21 protein-coding genes and 4 pseudogenes are annotated in these 19,760 nt (G+C 69.7%); 12 read left to right on the top strand and 13 right to left on the bottom strand.

Annotated elements, in window-relative coordinates; genetic code table 11:
• Positions 1–4: 4 nt before the first annotated feature.
• Together ACWCPY_RS04705 and ACWCPY_RS04700 are read right to left on the bottom strand one after the other, a co-directional pair.
• Positions 5–430 (bottom strand): DUF4267 domain-containing protein, encoded by a 426-nt coding sequence (locus ACWCPY_RS04705; protein WP_451262864.1) that lies wholly within the window; start codon positions 428–430, stop codon positions 5–7.
• Between the two features lie 230 nt (positions 431–660).
• A complete protein-coding gene (locus ACWCPY_RS04700) occupies positions 661–1,107 on the bottom strand; it encodes a DUF1772 domain-containing protein (protein ID WP_451262863.1) in 447 nt (148 codons plus the stop codon).
• A 91-nt stretch (positions 1,108–1,198) separates the two neighbouring features.
• Here ACWCPY_RS04700 and ACWCPY_RS04695 point away from each other — a divergent pair, with 91 nt between their 5' ends.
• From ACWCPY_RS04695 to ACWCPY_RS04680, 4 genes and pseudogenes are all read left to right on the top strand, one after another.
• On the top strand, positions 1,199–1,777 hold the full coding sequence (locus tag ACWCPY_RS04695; RefSeq protein WP_451262862.1) for a TetR/AcrR family transcriptional regulator: 579 nt from the start codon (positions 1,199–1,201) through the stop codon (positions 1,775–1,777).
• A gap of 27 nt (positions 1,778–1,804) precedes the next feature.
• A pseudogene (locus ACWCPY_RS04690) lies at positions 1,805–2,343 on the top strand (NADP-dependent phosphogluconate dehydrogenase); the annotation flags it as partial.
• Between the two features lie 163 nt (positions 2,344–2,506).
• Positions 2,507–3,586 (top strand): Dyp-type peroxidase, encoded by a 1,080-nt coding sequence (locus ACWCPY_RS04685; protein ID WP_451262861.1) that lies wholly within the window; start codon positions 2,507–2,509, stop codon positions 3,584–3,586.
• Positions 3,586–4,383: a family 1 encapsulin nanocompartment shell protein gene (locus tag ACWCPY_RS04680; protein WP_451262860.1), complete on the top strand. Its 798-nt coding sequence runs from the start codon at positions 3,586–3,588 to the stop codon at positions 4,381–4,383. Before ACWCPY_RS04685 ends, ACWCPY_RS04680 begins: the two co-directional genes overlap by 1 nt.
• Positions 4,384–4,387: 4 nt before the next feature.
• Here ACWCPY_RS04680 and ACWCPY_RS04675 read toward each other — a convergent pair whose 3' ends face one another.
• A complete protein-coding gene (locus ACWCPY_RS04675; protein WP_451262859.1) occupies positions 4,388–5,794 on the bottom strand; it encodes a M64 family metallopeptidase in 1,407 nt (468 codons plus the stop codon).
• A gap of 215 nt (positions 5,795–6,009) precedes the next feature.
• Between ACWCPY_RS04675 and ACWCPY_RS04670 the strand changes: the two genes are divergently transcribed.
• Positions 6,010–7,386: a helix-turn-helix domain-containing protein gene (locus ACWCPY_RS04670; RefSeq protein WP_451262858.1), complete on the top strand. Its 1,377-nt coding sequence runs from the start codon at positions 6,010–6,012 to the stop codon at positions 7,384–7,386.
• 23 nt (positions 7,387–7,409) lie between these two features.
• Here ACWCPY_RS04670 and ACWCPY_RS04665 read toward each other — a convergent pair.
• The 3 genes and pseudogenes from ACWCPY_RS04665 to panD form a co-directional block, all read right to left on the bottom strand.
• Positions 7,410–7,702 (bottom strand): annotated as a pseudogene (locus ACWCPY_RS04665) (alpha/beta fold hydrolase); the annotation flags it as partial.
• A gap of 465 nt (positions 7,703–8,167) precedes the next feature.
• Positions 8,168–8,794: an aspartate/glutamate racemase family protein gene (locus tag ACWCPY_RS04660; protein WP_451262857.1), complete on the bottom strand. Its 627-nt coding sequence runs from the start codon at positions 8,792–8,794 to the stop codon at positions 8,168–8,170.
• A gap of 186 nt (positions 8,795–8,980) precedes the next feature.
• Positions 8,981–9,406 carry an aspartate 1-decarboxylase gene (panD, locus tag ACWCPY_RS04655; RefSeq protein ID WP_451262856.1) on the bottom strand — a complete coding sequence of 142 codons (426 nt, stop codon included), beginning with the start codon at positions 9,404–9,406 and terminating at the stop codon, positions 8,981–8,983.
• Positions 9,407–9,777: 371 nt separating this feature from the next.
• Between panD and ACWCPY_RS04650 the strand changes: the two genes are divergently transcribed.
• Together ACWCPY_RS04650 and ACWCPY_RS04645 are read left to right on the top strand one after the other, a co-directional pair.
• Positions 9,778–10,035, top strand: a complete 258-nt coding sequence (locus ACWCPY_RS04650; protein ID WP_451262855.1) for a hypothetical protein — start codon at positions 9,778–9,780, stop codon at positions 10,033–10,035.
• Entirely contained in the window at positions 10,032–10,487 is a 456-nt protein-coding gene (locus ACWCPY_RS04645; protein WP_451262854.1) for a DUF6415 family natural product biosynthesis protein, read from the top strand. The genes ACWCPY_RS04650 and ACWCPY_RS04645 overlap by 4 nt, the downstream gene beginning before the upstream one ends.
• A gap of 8 nt (positions 10,488–10,495) precedes the next feature.
• On the opposite strand, the gene ACWCPY_RS04640 is transcribed toward ACWCPY_RS04645, so the two are convergent.
• Positions 10,496–10,798 carry a hypothetical protein gene (locus ACWCPY_RS04640; protein ID WP_451262853.1) on the bottom strand — a complete coding sequence of 101 codons (303 nt, stop codon included), beginning with the start codon at positions 10,796–10,798 and terminating at the stop codon, positions 10,496–10,498.
• A gap of 83 nt (positions 10,799–10,881) precedes the next feature.
• On the opposite strand from ACWCPY_RS04640, the gene ACWCPY_RS04635 reads away from it, so the two are divergent.
• Positions 10,882–11,478 carry a DUF2461 family protein gene (locus tag ACWCPY_RS04635; RefSeq protein WP_451262852.1) on the top strand — a complete coding sequence of 199 codons (597 nt, stop codon included), beginning with the start codon at positions 10,882–10,884 and terminating at the stop codon, positions 11,476–11,478.
• A gap of 91 nt (positions 11,479–11,569) precedes the next feature.
• On the opposite strand, the gene ACWCPY_RS04630 is transcribed toward ACWCPY_RS04635, so the two are convergent.
• From ACWCPY_RS04630 to ACWCPY_RS04620, 3 genes and pseudogenes are all read right to left on the bottom strand, one after another.
• Positions 11,570–12,709 (bottom strand): MerR family transcriptional regulator, encoded by a 1,140-nt coding sequence (locus tag ACWCPY_RS04630; protein ID WP_451263187.1) that lies wholly within the window; start codon positions 12,707–12,709, stop codon positions 11,570–11,572.
• Positions 12,710–12,991: 282 nt separating this feature from the next.
• Entirely contained in the window at positions 12,992–13,570 is a 579-nt protein-coding gene (locus tag ACWCPY_RS04625; RefSeq protein ID WP_451262851.1) for a DUF4240 domain-containing protein, read from the bottom strand.
• A gap of 191 nt (positions 13,571–13,761) precedes the next feature.
• Positions 13,762–13,911 (bottom strand): annotated as a pseudogene (locus tag ACWCPY_RS04620) (IS481 family transposase); the annotation flags it as partial.
• 175 nt (positions 13,912–14,086) lie between these two features.
• On the opposite strand from ACWCPY_RS04620, the gene ACWCPY_RS04615 reads away from it, so the two are divergent.
• Positions 14,087–14,464, top strand: a complete 378-nt coding sequence (locus tag ACWCPY_RS04615; RefSeq protein WP_024757633.1) for a nuclear transport factor 2 family protein — start codon at positions 14,087–14,089, stop codon at positions 14,462–14,464.
• A gap of 156 nt (positions 14,465–14,620) precedes the next feature.
• Here ACWCPY_RS04615 and ACWCPY_RS04610 read toward each other — a convergent pair.
• Positions 14,621–15,738: pseudogene (locus tag ACWCPY_RS04610) on the bottom strand (IS630 family transposase); the annotation flags it as partial.
• Positions 15,739–16,470: 732 nt separating this feature from the next.
• Between ACWCPY_RS04610 and ACWCPY_RS04605 the strand changes: the two are divergent.
• Both ACWCPY_RS04605 and ACWCPY_RS04600 read left to right on the top strand, forming a co-directional pair.
• Positions 16,471–16,920, top strand: coding sequence for a hypothetical protein (locus tag ACWCPY_RS04605; protein WP_451262850.1), 450 nt, complete (start codon positions 16,471–16,473; stop codon positions 16,918–16,920).
• Positions 16,921–17,303: 383 nt separating this feature from the next.
• Positions 17,304–17,501: a hypothetical protein gene (locus ACWCPY_RS04600; RefSeq protein ID WP_451262849.1), complete on the top strand. Its 198-nt coding sequence runs from the start codon at positions 17,304–17,306 to the stop codon at positions 17,499–17,501.
• 298 nt (positions 17,502–17,799) lie between these two features.
• Here ACWCPY_RS04600 and ACWCPY_RS04595 read toward each other — a convergent pair whose 3' ends face one another.
• Positions 17,800–18,780 carry a threonine ammonia-lyase gene (locus ACWCPY_RS04595; protein WP_451262848.1) on the bottom strand — a complete coding sequence of 327 codons (981 nt, stop codon included), beginning with the start codon at positions 18,778–18,780 and terminating at the stop codon, positions 17,800–17,802.
• A 174-nt stretch (positions 18,781–18,954) separates the two neighbouring features.
• Positions 18,955–19,338: a hypothetical protein gene (locus tag ACWCPY_RS04590; protein ID WP_451262847.1), complete on the bottom strand. Its 384-nt coding sequence runs from the start codon at positions 19,336–19,338 to the stop codon at positions 18,955–18,957.
• Positions 19,339–19,354: 16 nt separating this feature from the next.
• Between ACWCPY_RS04590 and ACWCPY_RS04585 the strand changes: the two genes are divergently transcribed.
• Positions 19,355–19,696: a hypothetical protein gene (locus ACWCPY_RS04585; protein ID WP_451262846.1), complete on the top strand. Its 342-nt coding sequence runs from the start codon at positions 19,355–19,357 to the stop codon at positions 19,694–19,696.
• The last annotated feature ends 64 nt before the right edge of the window (positions 19,697–19,760 follow it).

Genomic DNA, 19,760 nt, shown 5'->3' with positions numbered 1-19,760 from the left:
GGCGTCAGGCGGGCTGCGGGGCGAGCGCCGTCGGAGCGGCCACGATCTTGCGGGTCTCGCGCATTATCAGCAGGCCGTTGACCACCATCAGTGTCGCGGTCAGGCCGTGGACGCCGAGCGCGGTGGCCACGGAGCCGTGGTGGGCCAGCACGGTGGTCATGTCGCCGTACGCGGCGAGGGCCTCCACCAGCAGTGCCCAGCCCAGCGCCCGGCGATGGCCCGTCACCAGCAGGATGCCCAGGACCAGGGCCAAGACGACGTCGCGGATCCCCTTGATGATCAGGAAGCCGCCGCCGTCGCCGGACGGCCGGCTCGGCAGGCCGAAGCCCGCCGCCGTCGTCTCCGGGCTCAGGATGAACTCCGCCCCGAACCAGAGGATGAAGACGATGAAGGCGGCGGCCAGGACGGTGTTGATCTTCTTCAGCGACATTGTTCTTCTCCTTGCGAGTCTTCGTCAGCTCGGTGAGCTTCGTGGAACTTGCTGAGCCGTGTGGGGCCCGATCAGGCCGCGCGGACGCGGCTGATCGAGGGGCGTGGTTCGTCGGGATCGCAGTTGTGAGCTCTGAGCGGCATCCGCTCTTGCGGATGCCGGGATCTCGGTGGCCCGCTGCCGCCCGGGGGTGGGATCGTGCGCCACCGGCGCGGTGCCGACCCGCGGGCTCAGGTGAGGGCGGCGACCAGCAGGGCGAAGGCGGCGATGATGACGGCCACGCGGACGTAGTGAAAGCGGTCCCAGCGGCTCATCTGCTCCTTCCAGTCCTCGGGCCGGTTCTCAGGGGTCCACGTCTTGCCCTGGTTGTTGATGGGGACGAGCAGCAGGATCGACATGACCACACTGACGATCAGCAGCGCGCCGGCGGTGACGACGAGGCCGGTGCCGTGGCGGTGCCATCCGGCAATGGCCCAGACCGCGACAAGGACGAGCGAGGTGATGTACCAGACCGGCATCACGGCGCCGAGCATCCGGCCCCCGTGGGCGCGGCCGAGCTGGCCACTGTCCTCGGGGAGTGCGTTGAGGATCGGGTTGATGACGAAGGCGACGGAGAACTCCACCCCCACCATCACGCCGACGACCACGGTGGTGAACACCTCGAGTGCGTTGAGCATGATGATCCCTCCTGGAATCTAGCGTCGCTAGATGATGAGGCAACGCTAGTACTGCTGCCGCTCGATTGTCTAGCGGTGCTAGGATCGAATCATGTCGGTACAGGAACGCAAGCAGCGCGAACGGGCGGACCGCGAGCGCCTCATCGTGGCGACAGCCCGCGAACTCGCCGAGCAGCAGGGCTGGGAGGCGGTCACCACCCGCCGGCTCGCCGAGCGCATCGAATACAGCCAGCCCGTCCTCTACAGCCACTTCCGCGGCAAGCGCGAGATCATCGGCGCCGTCGCCCTCGAGGGCGCCGCGGAGATGGCCTCGGCGGTACGGGCCGCGACCTCCGCCGCGGACGGCCCGCGCGAGCGGGTCGCCGCCCTGGCCCGCGCCTACCTCGACTTCGCCGCACGCAACCCGGCGGTCTACGACGCCTTGTTCCAGCTCGACGGCGGCCTGGCGTACGCGCAGGAGGACACCCCGGAACCTCTCAAGGACGCCTTCGCCGCGCTGCTGGAGAGCCTGGGCGAGGTCGCCGGGGACGGCGTCCACCCGGGGCTGTTCACCGAGGTGTTCTGGGCGTCCCTGCACGGCCTTGCGACCCTGACCCGGGCGGGACGGCTGCTGCCGGAGGACGCCGCGCAGAGGGTGAAGCTGCTGGTGGACCGGCTCGCCGTGGTCTGACACACCGTCCGGCCGGGCATGCAGCCGGGACCGTCGGCCTCCCCGTTCGGCGAGGAGGCGGCCGTGGCCTTCGCCGACCGGGTGGAGCAGGCCCTGCACGCGTCCAGGATCGTCTCGTACACGCAGGGCTTCCACCGGATCCGTATCCGTGCGGGCAGCAGCGAGGCGTACGACCGGGACATCGACCTCGGCGCGATGGCATGGCGGCGATCTGGCGGGCCGGGTGCATCATCCGGGCCACGTTCCTGGACCGGGTCCCGGCCGCCTACGACGCCCGCCCCGACCTGTCGAGTCTGCTGTCGGACGAGAGGTTCGACGGGGAGATCGGCGCGGCCCAGGACGACTGGCGCGCGGTGGTCGCCGTGGCGGTGCGGCAGGGGGTGCCGACGCCGGGACTCGCCGCCGCGCTCGCGTACTACGACGGCCTGCGCACCGACCGGCTGCCCGCGGCACTCGCCCAGGGCCGGCGCGACTTCTTCGGCGCGCACGCCTATCGCCGCACCGACCGCGCGGGCTCCTTCCACACCCTCCGGGGCGGCGACCGGTCGGAGGTCGCCGCGGGCTGACCCGGAGCCGGTGCGGGCAGGCGGGCCGTGGTCGGGCTCGCCCGGCCGGGTGCCCCGGGGTGCGGGGGCGCCCCGGCTGTGCGTAAGTAGCAGCGAGCCCCTTTCCGCCCACCTCATGAGCCCGTTGCCGTTTCCCTCCGTTGCCGCCCCAGGGAGCGCCCGTATGCCCGACACCGCCCCGGAGCCGGTCGCGGTCCAGCCGGTCGTCGCACCACTGACCAGCGCCGCACTGATCCTGGTCGCCACGATCGAGCCCGGCGGCGAGCCCGCCGTGCGCGAGGTGCTGCCGGATCTCGCGGCCTTCGCCCGCTCCATCGGCTTCCGGTACCCCGAGGCCGGGCTGGTCTGTGTGACCGGTTTCGGTTCCGGGGCCTGGGACCGGCTGTTCGCCGGACCGCGACCGGCACAGCTGCATCCGTTCCAGGAACTGCACGGCGCCCGGCACCATGCCCCCGCCACCCCGGGGGATCTGCTGTTCCACATCCGGGCCGAGCGGATGGACGTGTGCTTCGCCTGGGCGACCCGGCTGCTCGACCGGCTCGGCGACGCGGTGACGGTCGTCGACGAGACGCAGGGGTTCCGCTACTTCGACCACCGGGATCTGCTGGGTTTCGTCGACGGCACGGAAAACCCGGTGGGGGCGGACGCGCGGTCGGCGGCCCTGGTCGGCGCCGAGGATCCCTCGTTCGCGGGCGGCAGTTACGTCATCGTGCAGAAGTACCTGCACGACCTCGCGTCCTGGACCGCACTGAGCACGGAGGAACAGGAGCGGGTCATCGGCCGCACGAAGCTGGACGACGTCGAGTTCGCCGACGACGTCAAACCCGCCGACTCCCACATCGCGCTCAACACGATCACCGACCCGGACGGCACGGAGCGCGACATCCTGCGCGCCAACATGCCGTTCGGCAGCTTCGGGGAGGGCGAGTTCGGCACGTACTTCATCGGTTACGCCGCCGATCCGGGGGTGACCGAGCAGATGCTCCGCAACATGTTCCTCGGCAGTGCGCCCGCCACGCACGACCGCATCCTCGACTTCTCGACCGCGGTCACCGGCACCCTCTTCTACGCCCCCAGCGCCGACTTCCTCGACGCCCCGCCGCCCTCGCCCTCGTCGGCCGGGACCGACGCCCTGCCGGAGCCCGCGTCCGCGCCGGTACCGGCGGCGGCCCCGGCCCCGGCCCCGGCCGGTCCGGCCGACGGTTCGCTGCACATCGGCAGCCTGCAAGAAAGCGCCCAGTGATGAACAATCTCCACCGCGAACTCGCCCCTGTCACGGAAGCCGCCTGGGACCAGATCGAAGAAGAGGCCCGGCGCACCTTCAGCCGCCATGTGGCGGGCCGTCGTGTCGTCGATGTCACCGGCCCGGACGGCCCCGAGCTTGCGGCCATCGGCGACGGCCATCTGCGCGACATCGACCCGCCCGCGCCGGACGTCATCGCCAAGGCCCGCACATCGGTGCCGGTCATCGAGTGGCGGGTGCCGTTCACGGTGACCCGGTCGGCCGTGGACGACGTCGAGCGGGGTTCCGACGACAGCGACTGGCAGCCCGTCAAGGATGCCGCCCGCACCTGTGCGTTCGCGGAGGACATGGCGATCATCGACGGGTACGCCTCGGCCGGGATCGCCGGGCTCCGGGACGGTTCCTCGCACTCGCCGCTGACGCTGCCCGCGGACGCCCGCGACTACCCGACCACTGTCAGCCAGGCGCTGACCCGGCTGCGGCTGGCCGGGGTCGACGGCCCGTACCGGCTGCTGCTCGGTGCCGACGCCTTCACCGAGGCCACCGAGACCTCCGACCACGGGTACCCGGTGGCCACCCATCTGGCCCGGCTGCTCGACGACCAGATCCTGTGGGCGCCCGCCGTCAAGGGCGGTGTGCTGATGTCCGCCCGTGGCGGCGACTTCGAGCTGCGCCTCGGCCAGGACCTCTCCATCGGCTATCAGGACCACGACGCGACCAGCATCCGGCTCTACTTCCATCAGGCGTTCACCTTCCGGATGCTGACGCCCGAGGCCGTGGTCCCGATCATCGCCTGAGCTGCTACCTCCGGTGCCCGGTCGCCCTGACGCTCCAGCTCAGGGTGTCGGTGGCCAGGGCACGGACGGCGGGGTCACGGATGGCGCCCGTGCGGTCGACGGCCTCGGCGGTCACCTTGTGGCCACGACCGTCCGCACGGACGCCGAGCGACGCGGGAGTGACCGAGGTACGTCCCCGGGCGGAGGCCTTCTCGACGCCATCCACGTACCAGCGCAGATCGATCCGGGCGAGACCGGTGGCGGCGCCCGGCCGATGGGCGATGGCCCCGGCGGTCCGGAGCTCCGCCAGGTCCACGGTGATGCGCCGGCCCGGTCCGACGGCGGTGCCGGTGTCGACGGAGCTGCTCAGCGCGTTGCCCGCGCGATAGAACCCGGCGATCATCGCTTCGCGCCCCGGCAGGTTGAACTCGGTGTTGCTCAGCTCCCGCATGATCGATGAGGCGGTGGGGCGGTAGAGCCCGAGCGGGTAGTAGGCGCTGCCCTCGTACGTGCCGACCGTGCCGCCCGCCGGGTCGGCCTGGCCCAGCCAGCGGTACCACTTGGCCCGCTTCTCGGTGAGCTGGGCGGGTGTGTAGGTGGTGGAGTTGATCCCGCCCGGCTCGCCACCGGTCCAGGTCCCGTACTCGGCGTAGGTGTACTCGTCGTCCAGCAGGCCCACCGAGTGCCCTATCTCGTGGGCGGCGATGAGGCTGGACGAGGGGTGGTCGGAGGAGAGGGTGGAGACCCCGTTGAAGGGGTAGCCCTCGGCCTGGAGTCCGGAGTAACCGGCGCCGCCGTACTTGGTGGAGTTGGCGATGACGACCACCAGGTCGGCGGCGGGGGCCTTGGCGGCGTACGCGGCCACCTTGTCGATGTCCGCGCAGATCAGCCGCTCGATGTCGGAGCACCAGAAGTAGCTGCCGAGCGCGGTGTCCCTGACGGTGCCGGCACCGGGGTCGCCGCTGATGCCGGACTCGTTGGAGACCGCGTCGACGGTCCACACGTTGAACAGGCCCTGGTAGCTCTTGTAGGGCTCCAGAGCGGTGATGTCGGCCCACTTGGCGGTGGCGTCCGCGTGGAAGTCGCCCTGCTGGCCCGCCGTGTAGCCGTCGCCGATGATCACGACGTCCAGGCGGTCGTCGGAGGGGCCGGTCACCGCCTGCTCGCCCACCGTGCCGTCGACTGCGGCCCCGGCCGCGCTCAGCGTGGCGGCGGTGCCGCCCTTCCGCGCGGGGGCCTCGGCCGGGACCTCGGCCGTCCTCCCCGGGCCGCCCGGGTCGGGGAAGTACTCGACCGCGATGTTGCGGCCGCCACCGGAACCGGTGGGGGCGGCCGACGCCGGTGCGATGGCGGCGGTCGCCGCCAGGAGGCCGGCGAGGGCGAGCCCCGCCGTGACTCCTGCCGTGCGGCGGGCGCGGGAGCGTATGCGCATGGACAAACTCCTTCAGGTCCGGGGGACTTCTGCGGGGATCCCAGGGCACGACCATCACGTAACCCATGAGTTAATCCGACTTAATGCGATGCTTAACCTAGGGGCGTCCGCACCCCCGAACAAGGCCCGGACGCCGGGTGGTCGAGGTTCGTATCCGGGCATTTACGATGCATGGACCGCATTTCGAAGCGGGGCGAGGCAGAAGGGGCGGCGCGATGAACGCGAAGCACACAGCGGGACGGACCACCGGACCGGACGAGGATCCCGGCACCATCGGCCGCCGCGTACAGCGTCTGCGCACCGAACGAAATCTGACTCAGCGTCAGCTCGCGGAGCCCGCCTACACCCCCGCCTATGTCTCCACGCTGGAGGCGGGCCGGGTGCGCCCGTCGGAGGCGGCCCTGCGCCATCTCGCGGAACGGCTCGGCGTGACGTACGAGGAACTGGCGACGGGGCGCCCCGCCCATCTCGCGACCGCTCTGCGGCTGGAACTCGTCGAGGCCCAGCGGACCTTGGCCACGGGTGCCGCCGAGGACGCGGCCGCCGCCTACGCGCGACTGCTCGCCGAGGCCGGCCGGCACGGGCTCGACGAGGAACGCGCCACGGCCCTGATCGGGCTCGGCCACTGCGCCCTGGAGACGGGCGATCTGCCCACGGCCCGCGAGCACTTCGAGGCCGCGGAGCGGTTGCTCGCCGACGCCCCGCTCCCCCGGCGCGCCCCCGCCGTCCGGGGCAGAGCCGTCGCCCACCTCCTGGCCGGTGAACTCCGGTACGCCTGCTACCTGCTGGAGAGCGCCATCGACGAACTCAACAGCTCCGGCCTCCAGGACCCCGGCGCGCTCCTGCTGCTGTACACGGCCGCGATCGCCCCCTACATGGACATGGGCGCCCACGCCCGCGCCGCCCAGGCCGGTGAGCTGGCGCTGGCCCTCGCACCCCGGGTGTCCGATCCGGAACTGGTCGCCGGTCTCCACCGCAGCGTCGCCCGTACCCTCATAGCGGCGGGCCGCACCGCGGAGGCGGACGCCTCACTCGCCAAGGCCGCCGAGATCTACCAGCAGCTCCAGATCCGCACGGAGCTCGCGCACTGCCACTGGATGCGCGGCTACGTGCACGCCCAGGACGGCGACCTGTCCGGCGCCGAGACCGAACTGCGCGCCGCCCGCGACATGCTGGCCTCGAAGCGGGCCCACCTGTACACGGCCCAGGTAGAGGTGGAGCTGGCGGATGTCCTGCGCCGCCGGGGCAAGGACGCCCAGGCCCAGGAGCTGCTGCACAGACTCCTCGGCGAACTGCACCCGGACCGCGGCTCGGTCCACGCGGGCGGCGCGCATCGGCTGCTCGGGCTGATCCACGAGGACCGGGGCGATCTGGAATCCGCCGAGGAGCACTACGTCACCGCGCTGTCGCTGCTGGAGCGTGCCGGCGCCGCCGGAGACCTCGCGGACATCTGCCGGCTGCTGGGCGACCTGCTGCGCCGCGTTGGCCGCACCGAGGCAGCGATGGACGCCTACCGAACCGGCCTCGGCCACCGCGCCTCCCCCGGCACCACGACACTGGGCCCGTCACCGGTCCGGCCGCCCACCGCCTGATTCCGGTCCGGCAGGATGGGCTCGCCCGCCGAGTGCGCGATCAACCGATGCGTTCGAGGCCGAGATGATCACGGAGCGCCCGGGTGTCGGCGACCTGTCGATCTCAGCGGTACGTGACCGGGCCGCCCGGGACTTCGGAGCCACCGGTGCCCCGCAGGCCGAGCATGATCAGCCGGCGGTGCGCCGACAGCCCGCCGGGATCGCCGAGGCAGGCGGAGGCACGCATGGGACCGCCCGGCAGGCGGAGACGCGGATCGCCGTCACCCGGCTCCCGACAGGCGAGTCGAATACCGTCGGGGGCGGCGAACAGGATCACGGCGCGATCCTCGTCGCCGGCCGGCCAGGACCGCGAGCCGTTCGTTCCGGCCTGCCTCGGTTCAGCGGCCGTGCACTCCGTCCGGCGAGAGCGACGCGTCCCGGGAGCGGCCGGGGACCGGCTCCTCGGAGCGAGGTGTGGCCGGCCCGCCGGCGCGACGGCCGCGGTTCCGGGACCGGGTCGGGGCGCGGTGGCGGCGGCTGTGGGATCGGATCCGGCGAGGGGCCCGGCGGGACGGGGCCGGGTGGCGGTGGCGGTGGTTCCGGCAGCGGGGACGGTGGGCCGGGCATCGGTCCGGGGGTGGGGGCCGGCGGGACCGGGTCGGGGTACGGATTCGTCATCGGGGGCCTCCGAGCGGTTCGGGTGGATCTGCTTCCACCGTCCCCCGGAGCGACTGCCCGCGCCTGGTGAGTCCGTGCGCCCCGGTTCCGGATGATCGGCCGGGACCGGCGGGCCGTGCCGGGGTCAGCGCGCGGCTGCGGCCGCGGCCGCGAGACCCGCCCGGGGGCTGGAGAGCACCGGGATGCGGGTGACCGTACGGGTGACCGCGCCGGCCATGGACGCCTGTGCCAGCACGATCACATCGCTGTCCGTCACCGCGTCGGCCGCGGCGGCGACGAGGTCCAGGTAGCCGTCCCGGTCACCGGCCTCGAAACACGCCCAGGCGCCGTCCACCACGACGGTCGTTACGTCGACGGGCCGGTCCCCCGCCTCTTCGGCGAGCAGGGCGAGGGTCGGCGCCAGGGTGCCGGTGATCGTCGCGAGCACGGTCACGCGGCCCCGTGCCGCGGCGGCGGCCGCCATCGGGCGGTCGACGCGCAGCACGGGAACACCGAGCCGCGCCGACTCCGACTCGGCGACGGAGCCGATCGTCGAGCAGGTACAGAGCACGGCACGGGCACCGTCCGCGACAGCGCCCGCGAGCAGCTCCCGGATCTCGCCCGACACCGCTTCGGGGCCCGCTTCCCCGGCCCTGGTGAGCAGGTCCTCGTGGACGAGATGGCGCAGGGCGAGTCCGGGATGGTCGGCGTCCCGGAGCGCGTCGAAAACGGGCACGTGGGCCGGCGAGGTATGCAGCAGGGCGAGGGTCACCGGCCAAACGCTACAGTCCCCGGCCGACCTGGGCCGGTACAGCTCGGGATACGTCTTGAGCTGCGCCTTCGCCCGTTCCACCAGCTCGGCCGGCGCGCTGCCCGCTTGGCGGTGTGCGGCCGAGCGGGACAACGGGACCACCCCACGGCCCGCCACGGCGGGTGGTCCCTCGGTGGCCGGACCGGCTCAGCGCGCCGCGGGCACGGCGTGCGGGCTCCGTTCGGTGGCGGTGCCGGGTACGGGCGCGGCGGCGTCGGCACCGAGCGCGACGATACGGTTGTCGGCGTCGACGTGCACGATGCGCGGGGTCAGGCCGCGTGCCCCGGCATCGTCGACCTGGGCGTAACTGATCAGGATGACCAGGTCACCGGGGTGGACGAGGTGGGCGGCGGCGCCGTTGATCCCGATGACACCGGAGCCGCGCTCCCCCTCGATGACATACGTCTCCAGGCGGGCGCCGTTGTCGATGTCGACGATGTGCACCAGCTCGCCGGGCAGCAGATCCGCTGCTTCCATCAGCTCCGCGTCGACGGTGACGGAACCGACGTAGTGCAGGTCGGCCTGGGTCACGGTGGCCCGGTGAATCTTGGACTTGAACATGTTCCGAAACATGAGAAAACTCCCGAAATGTCTGCTCCCTGCCTGCTTCTCGCAGGTCAAGGGCGGTCTTCGGAGCCTACAACGGTTCGCATGTTCGGTCTGCTTTCCCCAGGTCTTTCAGGACTCATGCTGACCAACTGCTGGCTTTACTGACGCATTATCAGGGCGCCACAAACCGCTCCAGGCCCCGACGGAGACCCTGAACGGAGCCACAGAGCCATTCTCGTCCCGCGGCTTGAACACATGGATCAGGCTCTGCTTCTTCGACAGATCGCTGAAGGGAGCCAGTGGCCGATCTCTCAGGGCCGGTAGGCGGCCCTCCCGCGTGCTGAATCCGGGCCGCGATCGATGCCCTGGAGTGAACCTCCGCAATAACTCGCAACTTGGTTGAAGGCACGGCCTGTAGCTGCGTAGCGTCGAAGTCACCGACGGACCATCAGCCGGAGAGGCGGGGCCCCAAGCGCGCACACACCGACATCACCGCCCCGGCCCCGGAGGACCGCGGCCTCACCTCGCCCGCCTATGACGTTCCTTCCCCAGCCCTGCTGGCCCGCGCGGACCGGGGCTACGCACGGTTCCTCACCCAGCAGACCGAGGACCAGGACGAAAGAGCCGACGCCGGCGAGTCCACCCAGCGGTGACCGCCGGCCACCCACGCGAGACACCCCGGCAGCGAGGCCCGCCATACACACCAGCACACACGGTCCTGTACGACCCCGAAGGACTGATCGAAGCCGGGCTCCCGCTCGACCGTGAGCCGTACGAGAGCCTCGTCAAAGCCGCCCTCGCCTGGACCGGCGAGGACACGCTCACGACCACCCGCGACTACGAGCAGATCGCACTCCAGCTCACCGGCCACGCCCGCGCCATCGCCTCCGACGTCCGCCACCGCGCCGACCAACTCCCCGAGAACAGCGGCCCCCGGGCACTCGCCGAGATCGTCCTCGCCGAGGCGGAAGGACGGCTGTCCGCGAAACTGGAGGGCACCGCGCGCTGCGCCCAGAACCGCGCCCGCCTCGTCCGCGCCCTCTACGAACGTCTGGACCGCCTGGAGACCACACCAGCGTTTCCCCCGCCTGTCCCCACTGGCTGAACCGAGCCTCAGAGGCCGATGTCCCTGGCTTCGTAGCCTTCCAGCCCAAGGGCCAGCAGGGGCGGCACCAGTGCGTGGAGGTACCAGCTCACATCGGTGAAGCTGGCCGAGCCAGCCAGGCTCCTCCGGTTAATGGTGGGGCTAAAGCTGCAGGCTGTGCGGTGCGGGAAGAAGAGGAGCTGACCGCCGGTGCCCGCTTGCGCGTGGTAGACGCAGACGGCGACGTGGTACTTCGCATGCTCGGGCGCGTCCAGGAGGGCCAGGACCTTTCCCGTGTGGTCGTTGGTGGTCGACTGCCAGTCATCAGGCATCGCCGCCGTCGTGCTCCGGCGCAGCGGCGGTGAGCTACCCTCCGCGCATGCATGAACAGTTCACCGGCTGACCGGAGAAGGCCATGGATGTGTTGTGGCAGCTCCAGGGTGAACCGACCCGCGCGACCCGCGAGCGCTACCGCGCGGACCGCGAACGCCTGGTCCGGAAGCCGATGATCGCCCTGCTCAACGAGGTCGCGGACGCCGACCCCCGGTACGAGGACTTCTCCGTCTGGCACTACCGCACCAACTCCTGGTGGTGGCAGCACCAGGGCGCGGTGATCCGACTCGGCCGCAAGATCGAGATCGGTCTCCGGTTCTCCCTGGACGGCCTGCGGATCCAAGGCGCCTGGTGGTACCCCGATCCCGGCCAGGTGGACATGTTCCGCAAAGCCGTGGCCTCCGAGGGGAGCGGCCGCGAACTGTGCGCCATCGTCGAGGACGTGCGGAAGAAGGGCTACGACATCTCCGGGGACGTGATGAAACGCCCGCCGCGCGGCTGTCCGACGAACCACCCCCGTACGAACCTGCTGCGCCACCGTTCGCTGATCGCCGCCCGTCCCCTCGGCTGCGAGGAATGGCTGCACACCCCCGAGGCGGTCGACCGGGTCCTCTCGGCCGCCGCTGACCTGGACGCCCTGCTGATGTGGCTGGTCCGCCACGTGAAGCGCGCCGCCTGACATCACTTCGGCCACTGACGGCTGCGAGGCGGACAGCGATAGTCGGCCCAGTGGCCGCACGGACGGCCGACGCCCTCTCGCGCGTGAAGGTTCAGGCGACGAGCAGGCGCAGGCCGAGCTCGGCCGCGTCGAGGGCGACGAGGTCGCGGTTGCGCTCGGTCCACCGACCCGAGGCGAGGTCGGCGCGGAGCATGTTCACCGCCCGCTGCTCGGCCTCCGGGCCGACTCGGGTCCACACCGACACCGCGCGGCGCACTTGTTCGTCAAGGTACGCCTCAGGCCGACGCCAGTGGGCCTCGAAGAAGCCGTCGGCGCAGTCCCACAGGATGAGCACCGGCTCCGCGCGGCCCTCCATCGCGCGGGTCATGTCGCCCAGTGAAGGCCAGTCGGCGAGAAGGCCGGCGAATTCGGGCAGGTAGTCGCGGGTGAGCCAGAACCGCTGTAGCCGGCCGGTCGTACTGGCGTCGTACGTGAACACCACCACGTGCCGGGCCACCCGCCGCATTTCGCGCAGCCCGGCGATCGGGTCCGGCCAGTGGTGAACGGTGCTGACCGCCATCGCGGCATCGAAGGACTGGTCAGCGAACGGCAGGCATTCCGCACTGGCGGCCACGCACGGCGCCGCTCCTGCGGGACGCTGCACCCGCATCACCGCCGACGGCTCCACCGCCGTGACCTCACGGTCCGGGGGCTCGTAGGAGCCGGTGCCGGTCCCGACGTTCAGCACCGTCCGCGCGTCCCCGAGCGCTTCCCAGATCCGTGCGGCGATCCGCGGCTCGGTGCGCCGGGTCGCCGGGTAGGCGGACCCGATGGCTTCGTACAACTGCGCGCCGAACACCTTCAATTGGTTCTCAGGCGTCGCCCTGATCCCCATTGCCCGTTCCTCCAGTTCCTTGTCGATGGCCGTCACCATGGCGGCAGTGCGGTCCCGCTGTTCCACCAGCAGGCCACGCAGCCGGCGCAGGCGCGCGACCGCGTCGGTGGCCGGGTCATCCACCAGATCCGCGATCTCGCGCAACCCGAAGCCCAGCCGCTGGAATGCGAGCACCTCCCGCAGGCGCTCCACGTCGCCCGCCGAGTAGGCCCGGTACCCGGCGCTGGTCCGCGCGGACAGTTGGACGAGGCCGATCTCGTCATAGTGGTGCAGGGTGCGGACGCTGACGGCAGCCAACTCGCCACCCGTCCAACAGTCAGGTGCTCGTACTCTTCCACGTCGGCGACTATGCGGCATCACGCCACGTGAGGGTCAAGCACCTCGCTCCTGGTTCCGCCGCGTGGCCGGCCATGAGGCCAAGCCCCGCTTCCCCCTCGGCGCTGGCCCCGCGCTCACGCCTTGAACTGGTCCATCTGGCGCCGAGAACGCCAGGCCATCGCCCGCCGATGCCACTACCAACGTCGGCTGCACACGTTCGAGGAGCGGCCCAGCGAAGACCGCCCCTGATGGCCCATCAGCTCACTACACGCTCACCACGCCGCCTCTGAGCAGGCAGAACATCGAACTCCTGCTGGATGACTAGCAGTTGGCCTCTCCCGGAAAAAGGGCGTCGAGCCGGGGCGTCCCACGCCTCACCATGGCACCTATGGTGTCGATCTCATCTTCGGGCTTCGCCCATGTCTCCTGGACGGCTTCCACGGCCTCGCAGAACGCCTCCCAGCAGTCGTCCTCCTGGCCCGTCAGCTCGCCGAATACCTCCTGGGCCACGTAGTCGATTTCCTCCCATTCCGGCCACTCGTCGTCACACCACTCCCGCAGGTGCCGACCCACCAGGGCTCGCACCTCGGCAACGTCAGCGAGGGCATCCGGATCAGCAAGCACAGCTTTGTACGTCCCTTGCCCCTGGGCCACCAGCCAGAGCGCGAAGTAGTCGAAGCCGTCGTCGGAGCACAAGCCCCCCTCAATCCGGCGCACCGCCCGCCACAGTGTGCCCGTGGCAACCGCCGCGCACGCGGCCTCCAGACGTGCTTGAAACTCCACTGCCTCCACGGCTGGCCTGCGCCGCAACTTCCCGCGCAGCCACTCCAGCCGTTCGTGCCGGTCACCGGGGCGACAGCTCAGTTCATCCATGAGCGCCCAGAAAGTCATATCGTCCATGCTGCACAGGATCGCAACCACCACTGACACGCCCGAGAGCCCCCTGCGAAAACAGCAGTAGCCCTTCCACCCTGCACAGGCTCGGGAACGGCCTGTCACACCTCATGAACTGAGCACGTTCACCCTTTCTGTATGACTGCATTCTGGTATTCACCGACACCGCAGGGCAACGTCATTCAGTGAGTCTGTCCGATTTGATCGACGGTGATGCCGCACGAGGTGAAGAGCTGCTGGGCCCGAGTCCAGAAGGCGGTGGCAGTCTCCTTGCGTTCGTCGCCGTGGATCTCGCTGCAGGCGAGGCGGGAGTGGTCGTCGACGGCGGTGCGGATGTCGCTGTAGCCGGCGTTCGCCCAGGTCTTGCGGCGATCTCCGCCGCGAAGTCCTCCAGATCACACCGGACCGCCGGACCGCAGCCAACTCCCCACTCAGCACGTCCTGTCAACGACACGCCCCATCGTGGTCGGGAGACGACTCAGGGACGAGCACGGTCCGCGAGGCGAGTGGTATTACTGGTGCATGCAGGAAGAAACCGCGCGGTCCGCGATCGACACGTTCATCTCCGCGTTCAACGCCTCGGACGACAGCTATGTGACTGCGCTGCTCTCCCAGGCCCTTACCTCGGACGTGGTCTTCTGGGGACCGTTGGGCCGCAGTGAGGGAATCGAGGCGGTCGAGCGGTTCGTGCTGGACATCCGGCGTCACCCCGCGGGGACCGGCACGATGGTGCGCTGTTCGGCGGTGGACATGCCGGACGAGTGGGCCCGGTACCAGTGGGTCTTCACGACGCCGGATGGAGGCCCCCGCCTGGCGGGAACGGACGTCGTCCATCTGCGGCGGAGCCTCATCGACCAGGTCATCGTCTTCGCGGGGGAGATCGAGCCGTCCGCCTCCTGAGCCATTCTCCTCTGGCGTCGTCCTTCTCCTGAACCGGCCCCGTTCGGGGCTCCGGGTCTGCCCAGCCGAGATCATCTTCACAATGCTTCGGTCGTCCGCGCTTGGCCACGAGCGGACCGATGATGCGCTGTGGCCGTGCAGGTTCGCGGTTGGTCGGGCTGTGGTGTTGAGGGGGCGTCCGCCCCAACGAATGCCCTTCTCGCTTCGGATGCGGGCGCGTTCCTTGCGTTCGGCGGCCAGGACGTCGCGGTGGCGGGCGTTGGCGTTGTGCCAGCGTAGATAGGCGTGCACGGCTCGTGTCTACACGGTGTGGTTGGGGTGGTTGGAGTTGGCGATGTGAACTGCCTCAGCGGTCCGAAGTGGGCCTCAATGGGGTTGACCCAAGAGGCGTAGGTCGGGGTGAAGCACAGCTCGACCTTGTGCTTTGTAGCCCAGCGGCGGATGTCGGTGCCTTTGTGGGCGGACAGGTTGTCCAGGATCACGTAGATGAGGGCCCCGTCGGGCCGGGCGGCGCGGATCGACTTGAGCGCGGCCAGCGTCTTCGCGGCACCTTTCTTGCGGGGGTTGACGCCCCACAACATGTCGTCGCCGACCGAGTGGCAACCGTGGAAGTACCGGACTCCATGGGTGCGGTGGTAGGTGGCCGGCACCCGGTCGGAGTGATTCCGTTCGGCCCAGCCCGAGTCTGCGGTGGGCCGGATCGCGAGTGGGCCGAACTCGTCGAACGCGAAGACCCGGTCGGGGAGACGGTCCAGGACGTGCTCGATCCGGTCCAGCTTCGCCTCGCGGTCGGGGTCGGTGAATTCCTTCCAGGTCTTGGTGCGCTGGAAGATGACTCCACGGCGGGCGAGCAGGCAGCGTACCGCCTCGCGGCCGATACGGATCACTCGGCCGTGGACTGTGCGCAGGTAGGCGACGATTTTGCGTAGCGACCAGCGAGTGAAAGGCTGGCCGAGCTTGGTGGGGCGGGTGGTGGCCGTCTGGACGACGAAGTCCTCGTCGTCATCGCTGAGCAGGCGGGGACGGCCTCCCGCCCACCGAGGGTCGAGGCAGGCCAGGCCGATCTCGTTGAACCGGTGGATCACATCGCGCGCGGTGTCCTCGTCGGCCGCCACCAGTTGGGCGATCACCGGCACCCGATTCCCGCCGGCCGAGGCTCGCAGCAGCATCGTACGCCGGTAGCGCACCGAGTTGGTGCTGCCCCGGCGCACGATCTGCTGCAGCCGCTGCCCCTCCTGGTCGGTCAGTCTGCGCACACGGACAGGCTCGGCCACCGCGCCTCCAGCGGTCGGATCGGACGTCACCGCGCATCCAACCGCCACGACGACCAACCCGGCGAACCTATGCGGTCACAGCACTAGCTCGAGCAGTACTAAAGCACTTCAGGCAGGGCTGTTGCGATCCAGAAAAGCCCGACCAGAACCGCTCCTCCTCCCACCATACGAAACGTCCCAGCTGTAGCGCTTCCCATTGACACGCGGCGGGAATAGTAGGAAAAGACCCGATCTGCGAGGTTCCACAGGTTCGCCACGAGGCAGATCCCGACACCCGCGACGACGGCTCCAACCATGACAGCAAGCATCAGCCACACTTCCTAAACTCGCGCACTCAACAGATGATTTCCCATCTTCATGCCCCACTGCCCGAGCAGCCGATCGCGCAACGAACCCGATCACTGGCCCTCATTCAAGCGACCCGCCATAGGAAACGACGTCACGTCGTGGAGGAGTCGCTGGGCGACCAGACCCTCCACGACCGGGCGGTGGCATCACTGAACGGGGGGCCGCGCCCTGGCCGACGACGTCACCGACACTGCCGCGCAGGTAGCCGCCCGGCTGCTGCGTGCCCAGGCCGCCCACCTTGTCCAGCCCACGCCCGGCACACTGCGGAAGTGGCTGGACAGCGCCGAGTTCACCCAGAACGTCTTCCAGGAGAACCCCGACCTGGACAACACCCGGACGCACGCCGCGCTCAATCACGCGCTGGGCCTCCTTGCCGCGGTTCCTTTGGGGCGGGGCCACCTCGACTACGGCCTGCCCAACGTCCTGCCGGCCGGAGTCATCGACTGGCAGCACCACGGCCTGGTCCCACTCGGATACGACGTCCTCGCGGCCCTGGAGATCATCGCCTTCAAAGGCGGCAACAAGGGCTACCTCGCCAGTCCCGGCCAGCGACACCGCTACCTCGCCGCGTTGGACTACGCGAACCTGAACACCACCGGACAGCCGGTCAGCCAGAACCTGGGCGCATACCTGCTCGTCAAGGCCCTGTTCTTCCTCGCCCCGATGCGGCCGGACGACCCTTCCCGTACGGACAAGCACCTGAAGTGGCAGTACCGCCGTCATCTCTTCACGAAGGGACTTGAGAAATATGAGCGAACCGGGACAGTTGATACCGCCCGCTTCCCCGGCCTCGAAGAGTTCGCCTCTGGGCACAGCGCTGGCAACCATCCGTGACCGCGACTACCTCTTGGACGGCGCCGGGGTGATCTCCAAAGTCATCGGCAATGTCCACCCCGGCACGCACTTCCAGGGGTACGTCAAGTACTATCCGGACACCCGCGGCGACCGGATGCTGTTCGGCCGGACGTACCGGCAGAACAGCCTTGTGTCCAAAGCGTTCGGGATCCTCGCCGACCGGCCCGAGTGCTACATCTACTCCCCCGCCGTGGGGTGCGTCATCACCGGCGTGCCCCGCGAGGACATCGTCACCCACCACTCCTGCCGCCAGGCCCTCGCCGCACCGCACCAGGCCCCCAGCCTCCTGGACCAAACGGCAGTCAGCGAGGACCTGCTCGCCGTCGTGAACTGGCGCGGCCAACGCCGCGGAGGTCATCGGCGTGACCGGGTCCTTCCTGGTCGGCGCCTGCAACGCCCGCTCCGGCATCGATCTGGTCTGCTACGGGCCGCGCGGCTACGAGGCGGCGCAAGCACTGTTCGCCGAACGCGCCCTCATTCACCCGTACGAGGGCGAGGAAGTGCCGCGGCTACAGGGACACGGTCCAGCCCCATTGTGGGCCTGGGACGACCTGGGATGACTGGCGGGTCATCCCAGACATCACCAACTTCCTCAGTGCCCCTCAGAACGGGTACGGCTCGCCCGTTCGAGCCGACCAGATTCGACGAAATCGACGGGGATTCACATTTCTGGTCAAAACCGACCGGCAGAAAGGCGGCTCTGGCAGCCTGCTGGCAAGGGGCTGGGACGCATCCGAATGCCTGGCAGGCCGCCAGAAGGCCGTACAGTCGATTTCACCTGTCCTGAAAGGCATTGAGTGGTCCGTACGGGTGAAGAGGGTGTGGCCAGCACTCTCCGAGAGACACTTCGAGCGCTCGTCAAGACCTGTGGCCGGGAGCCACGCCGACCCAGCGGCGGTAGGCATCCACATCGACGTTGCTGCCGCACACGATGGTGACCACGTGTCGGCCGGCGAAACGGTCACGGTCTTCGAGGATCGCCGCGATGCCGAGCGCGGCCGACGGTTCGACGACGAGGCCGGCGTGGTCGAGAAGCATCCGCATACCGGCGATGATCGATGCCTCCTGGACCAGGACGGCGTCGTCGGCGACCAGGAGGAGGTCGTCCAGGACGGCCGGAATGGGACGCCGGCCGGCGACGCCGTCAGCGATGGTGTCAGTCGAGTCGGTGGTGACAACGCGCCGCCTGTGCCACGAGTGTGTCATCGCCGGTGCGCCCAGCGGCTGGACGCAGATCACCTCGACTTCCGGCGCCAAGGCTTTCACCACATGACCTACCCCCGTGGCCAGCGCCCCGCCGCCGAGGGCAATCAGGACAGTGTCGAACGATGTCGCGGTGTCCACCAGTTCCAGGCCGATGGTTGCCGCACCCTCGCAGGTCTCGATGTCCAGGCTGTCTTCGAGCAGCCGGATGCCGTCGCACAGCGCGATGGCCGCAGCACGCTCGCGCGCCATCTCGTGGTCGCCGTCCACCAGTTCCAACCTGGCGTCCAACGCGCGGATGCGATCAAGCTTGGCCGCAGTCGCAAAGCGGGATGCCACGACGGTGACGTCGAGCCCCCGGCCACGACCGGACCAGGCAAGAGCTTGACCAAGGTTGCCCGCGCTGGCGCACACCACGGCTCGCGGGCCAATGTCGGCAAGCAGGCTCGCGACCACCTCGGTGCCTCGGGCCTTGAAGCTGCGGACAGGATTCGCCGTTTCGAGTTTGATACTCACCCTGCACCCGAGGCCAGGTTCCAGCGCCTCGCAGCGGTACAGCGGCGTGTCGAGGAAAACCGGGTCGATTACCTGGCGAGCCGTCCGGATCCGAGTTGCGTCGAGGCGCGTCTCCCGCATGACACAGCAGCGTATGGCCGCCGGCTCTGTTCCGTGAGCAGCTGAAGGGGAGCCGCTTGGCGCACGCTCCCCCGGCCTGCTCACCCGGCGACAGTTACGGGAAGAGACGGCTGGCGCAGTTCTCGAACCAGTACCCCTGGCAGTGGCGGCCCGCCGAGGTCGAGGCGCGCTCCCTCAACCAGCGCCCCGCTCGAACTGCTGGCCCGGCTGGATGGCGAAGGCATCGCCTTGGCCGACCTCAACCAGCCGGCGCTTGACCGCTGCCTGTGCCAGGACAAGCAACATCGCCGAGACATCGGCCAGTTCCTGCAGTGGGCACATCGCCACAAGCTTGCTCGGCGTCTGAATGTGCCCAGAAGCCGGGTAGAACAGCCCAGCGTCTTCATCGAGGACGACGAGCGCCTGCAGCAGCTCCGACGCCGCTGACAACACGAGACCATCCTGCTTTCCGCGCGAGTAGTCGGCAGCCTCGTCCTCATCCGCAGCCTGCAGATCAGCAAGATCCTCCGGCTCACCACCGAGGATGTCTCGCTGAACGGAAGCACGGTTCGCCTGCATCTCGAACGACCACCACATGGACCTGCCGGCCCGCATTTTGACCCTCGTCCAGCGGCGCCCAGGGGGAAGCGGAAGCGGCCCGGGAGAACAATCGCTCCGCCAGCACAACCCCGTGGCTCTTCCCGGGCCACAATCCGGCTCGTCCGATGTGCCGCAGTCGATTGCCCGTCAACTCCGCAAGCACAACCTCAGAGGACTCGCCGGTCGCAACACCGCCCGCCTCGCCCTGGCCGCCAACGTTCCTGCGTCAATCCTCGCTGAAATCACAGGCCCCAGCGTGAGCAACGCAACCCGGTGGGCCACCCTGGCCAAGCGCGACTGGACCGGCTACATCAGCAGCCAACGAAGCGACGGCTGAAGAAGTCGGTTTCTCTCGTGGGTGAGCCCCGACATCATGGTCGTCGGCAGGTTCACATGCGAGA

The sequence above is a fragment of the Streptomyces sp. NPDC002403 genome (genome assembly GCF_053593015.1).
Note: the sequence above shows the minus strand (reverse complement) of the source record. Positions and strands in the feature narration are given on the sequence as shown.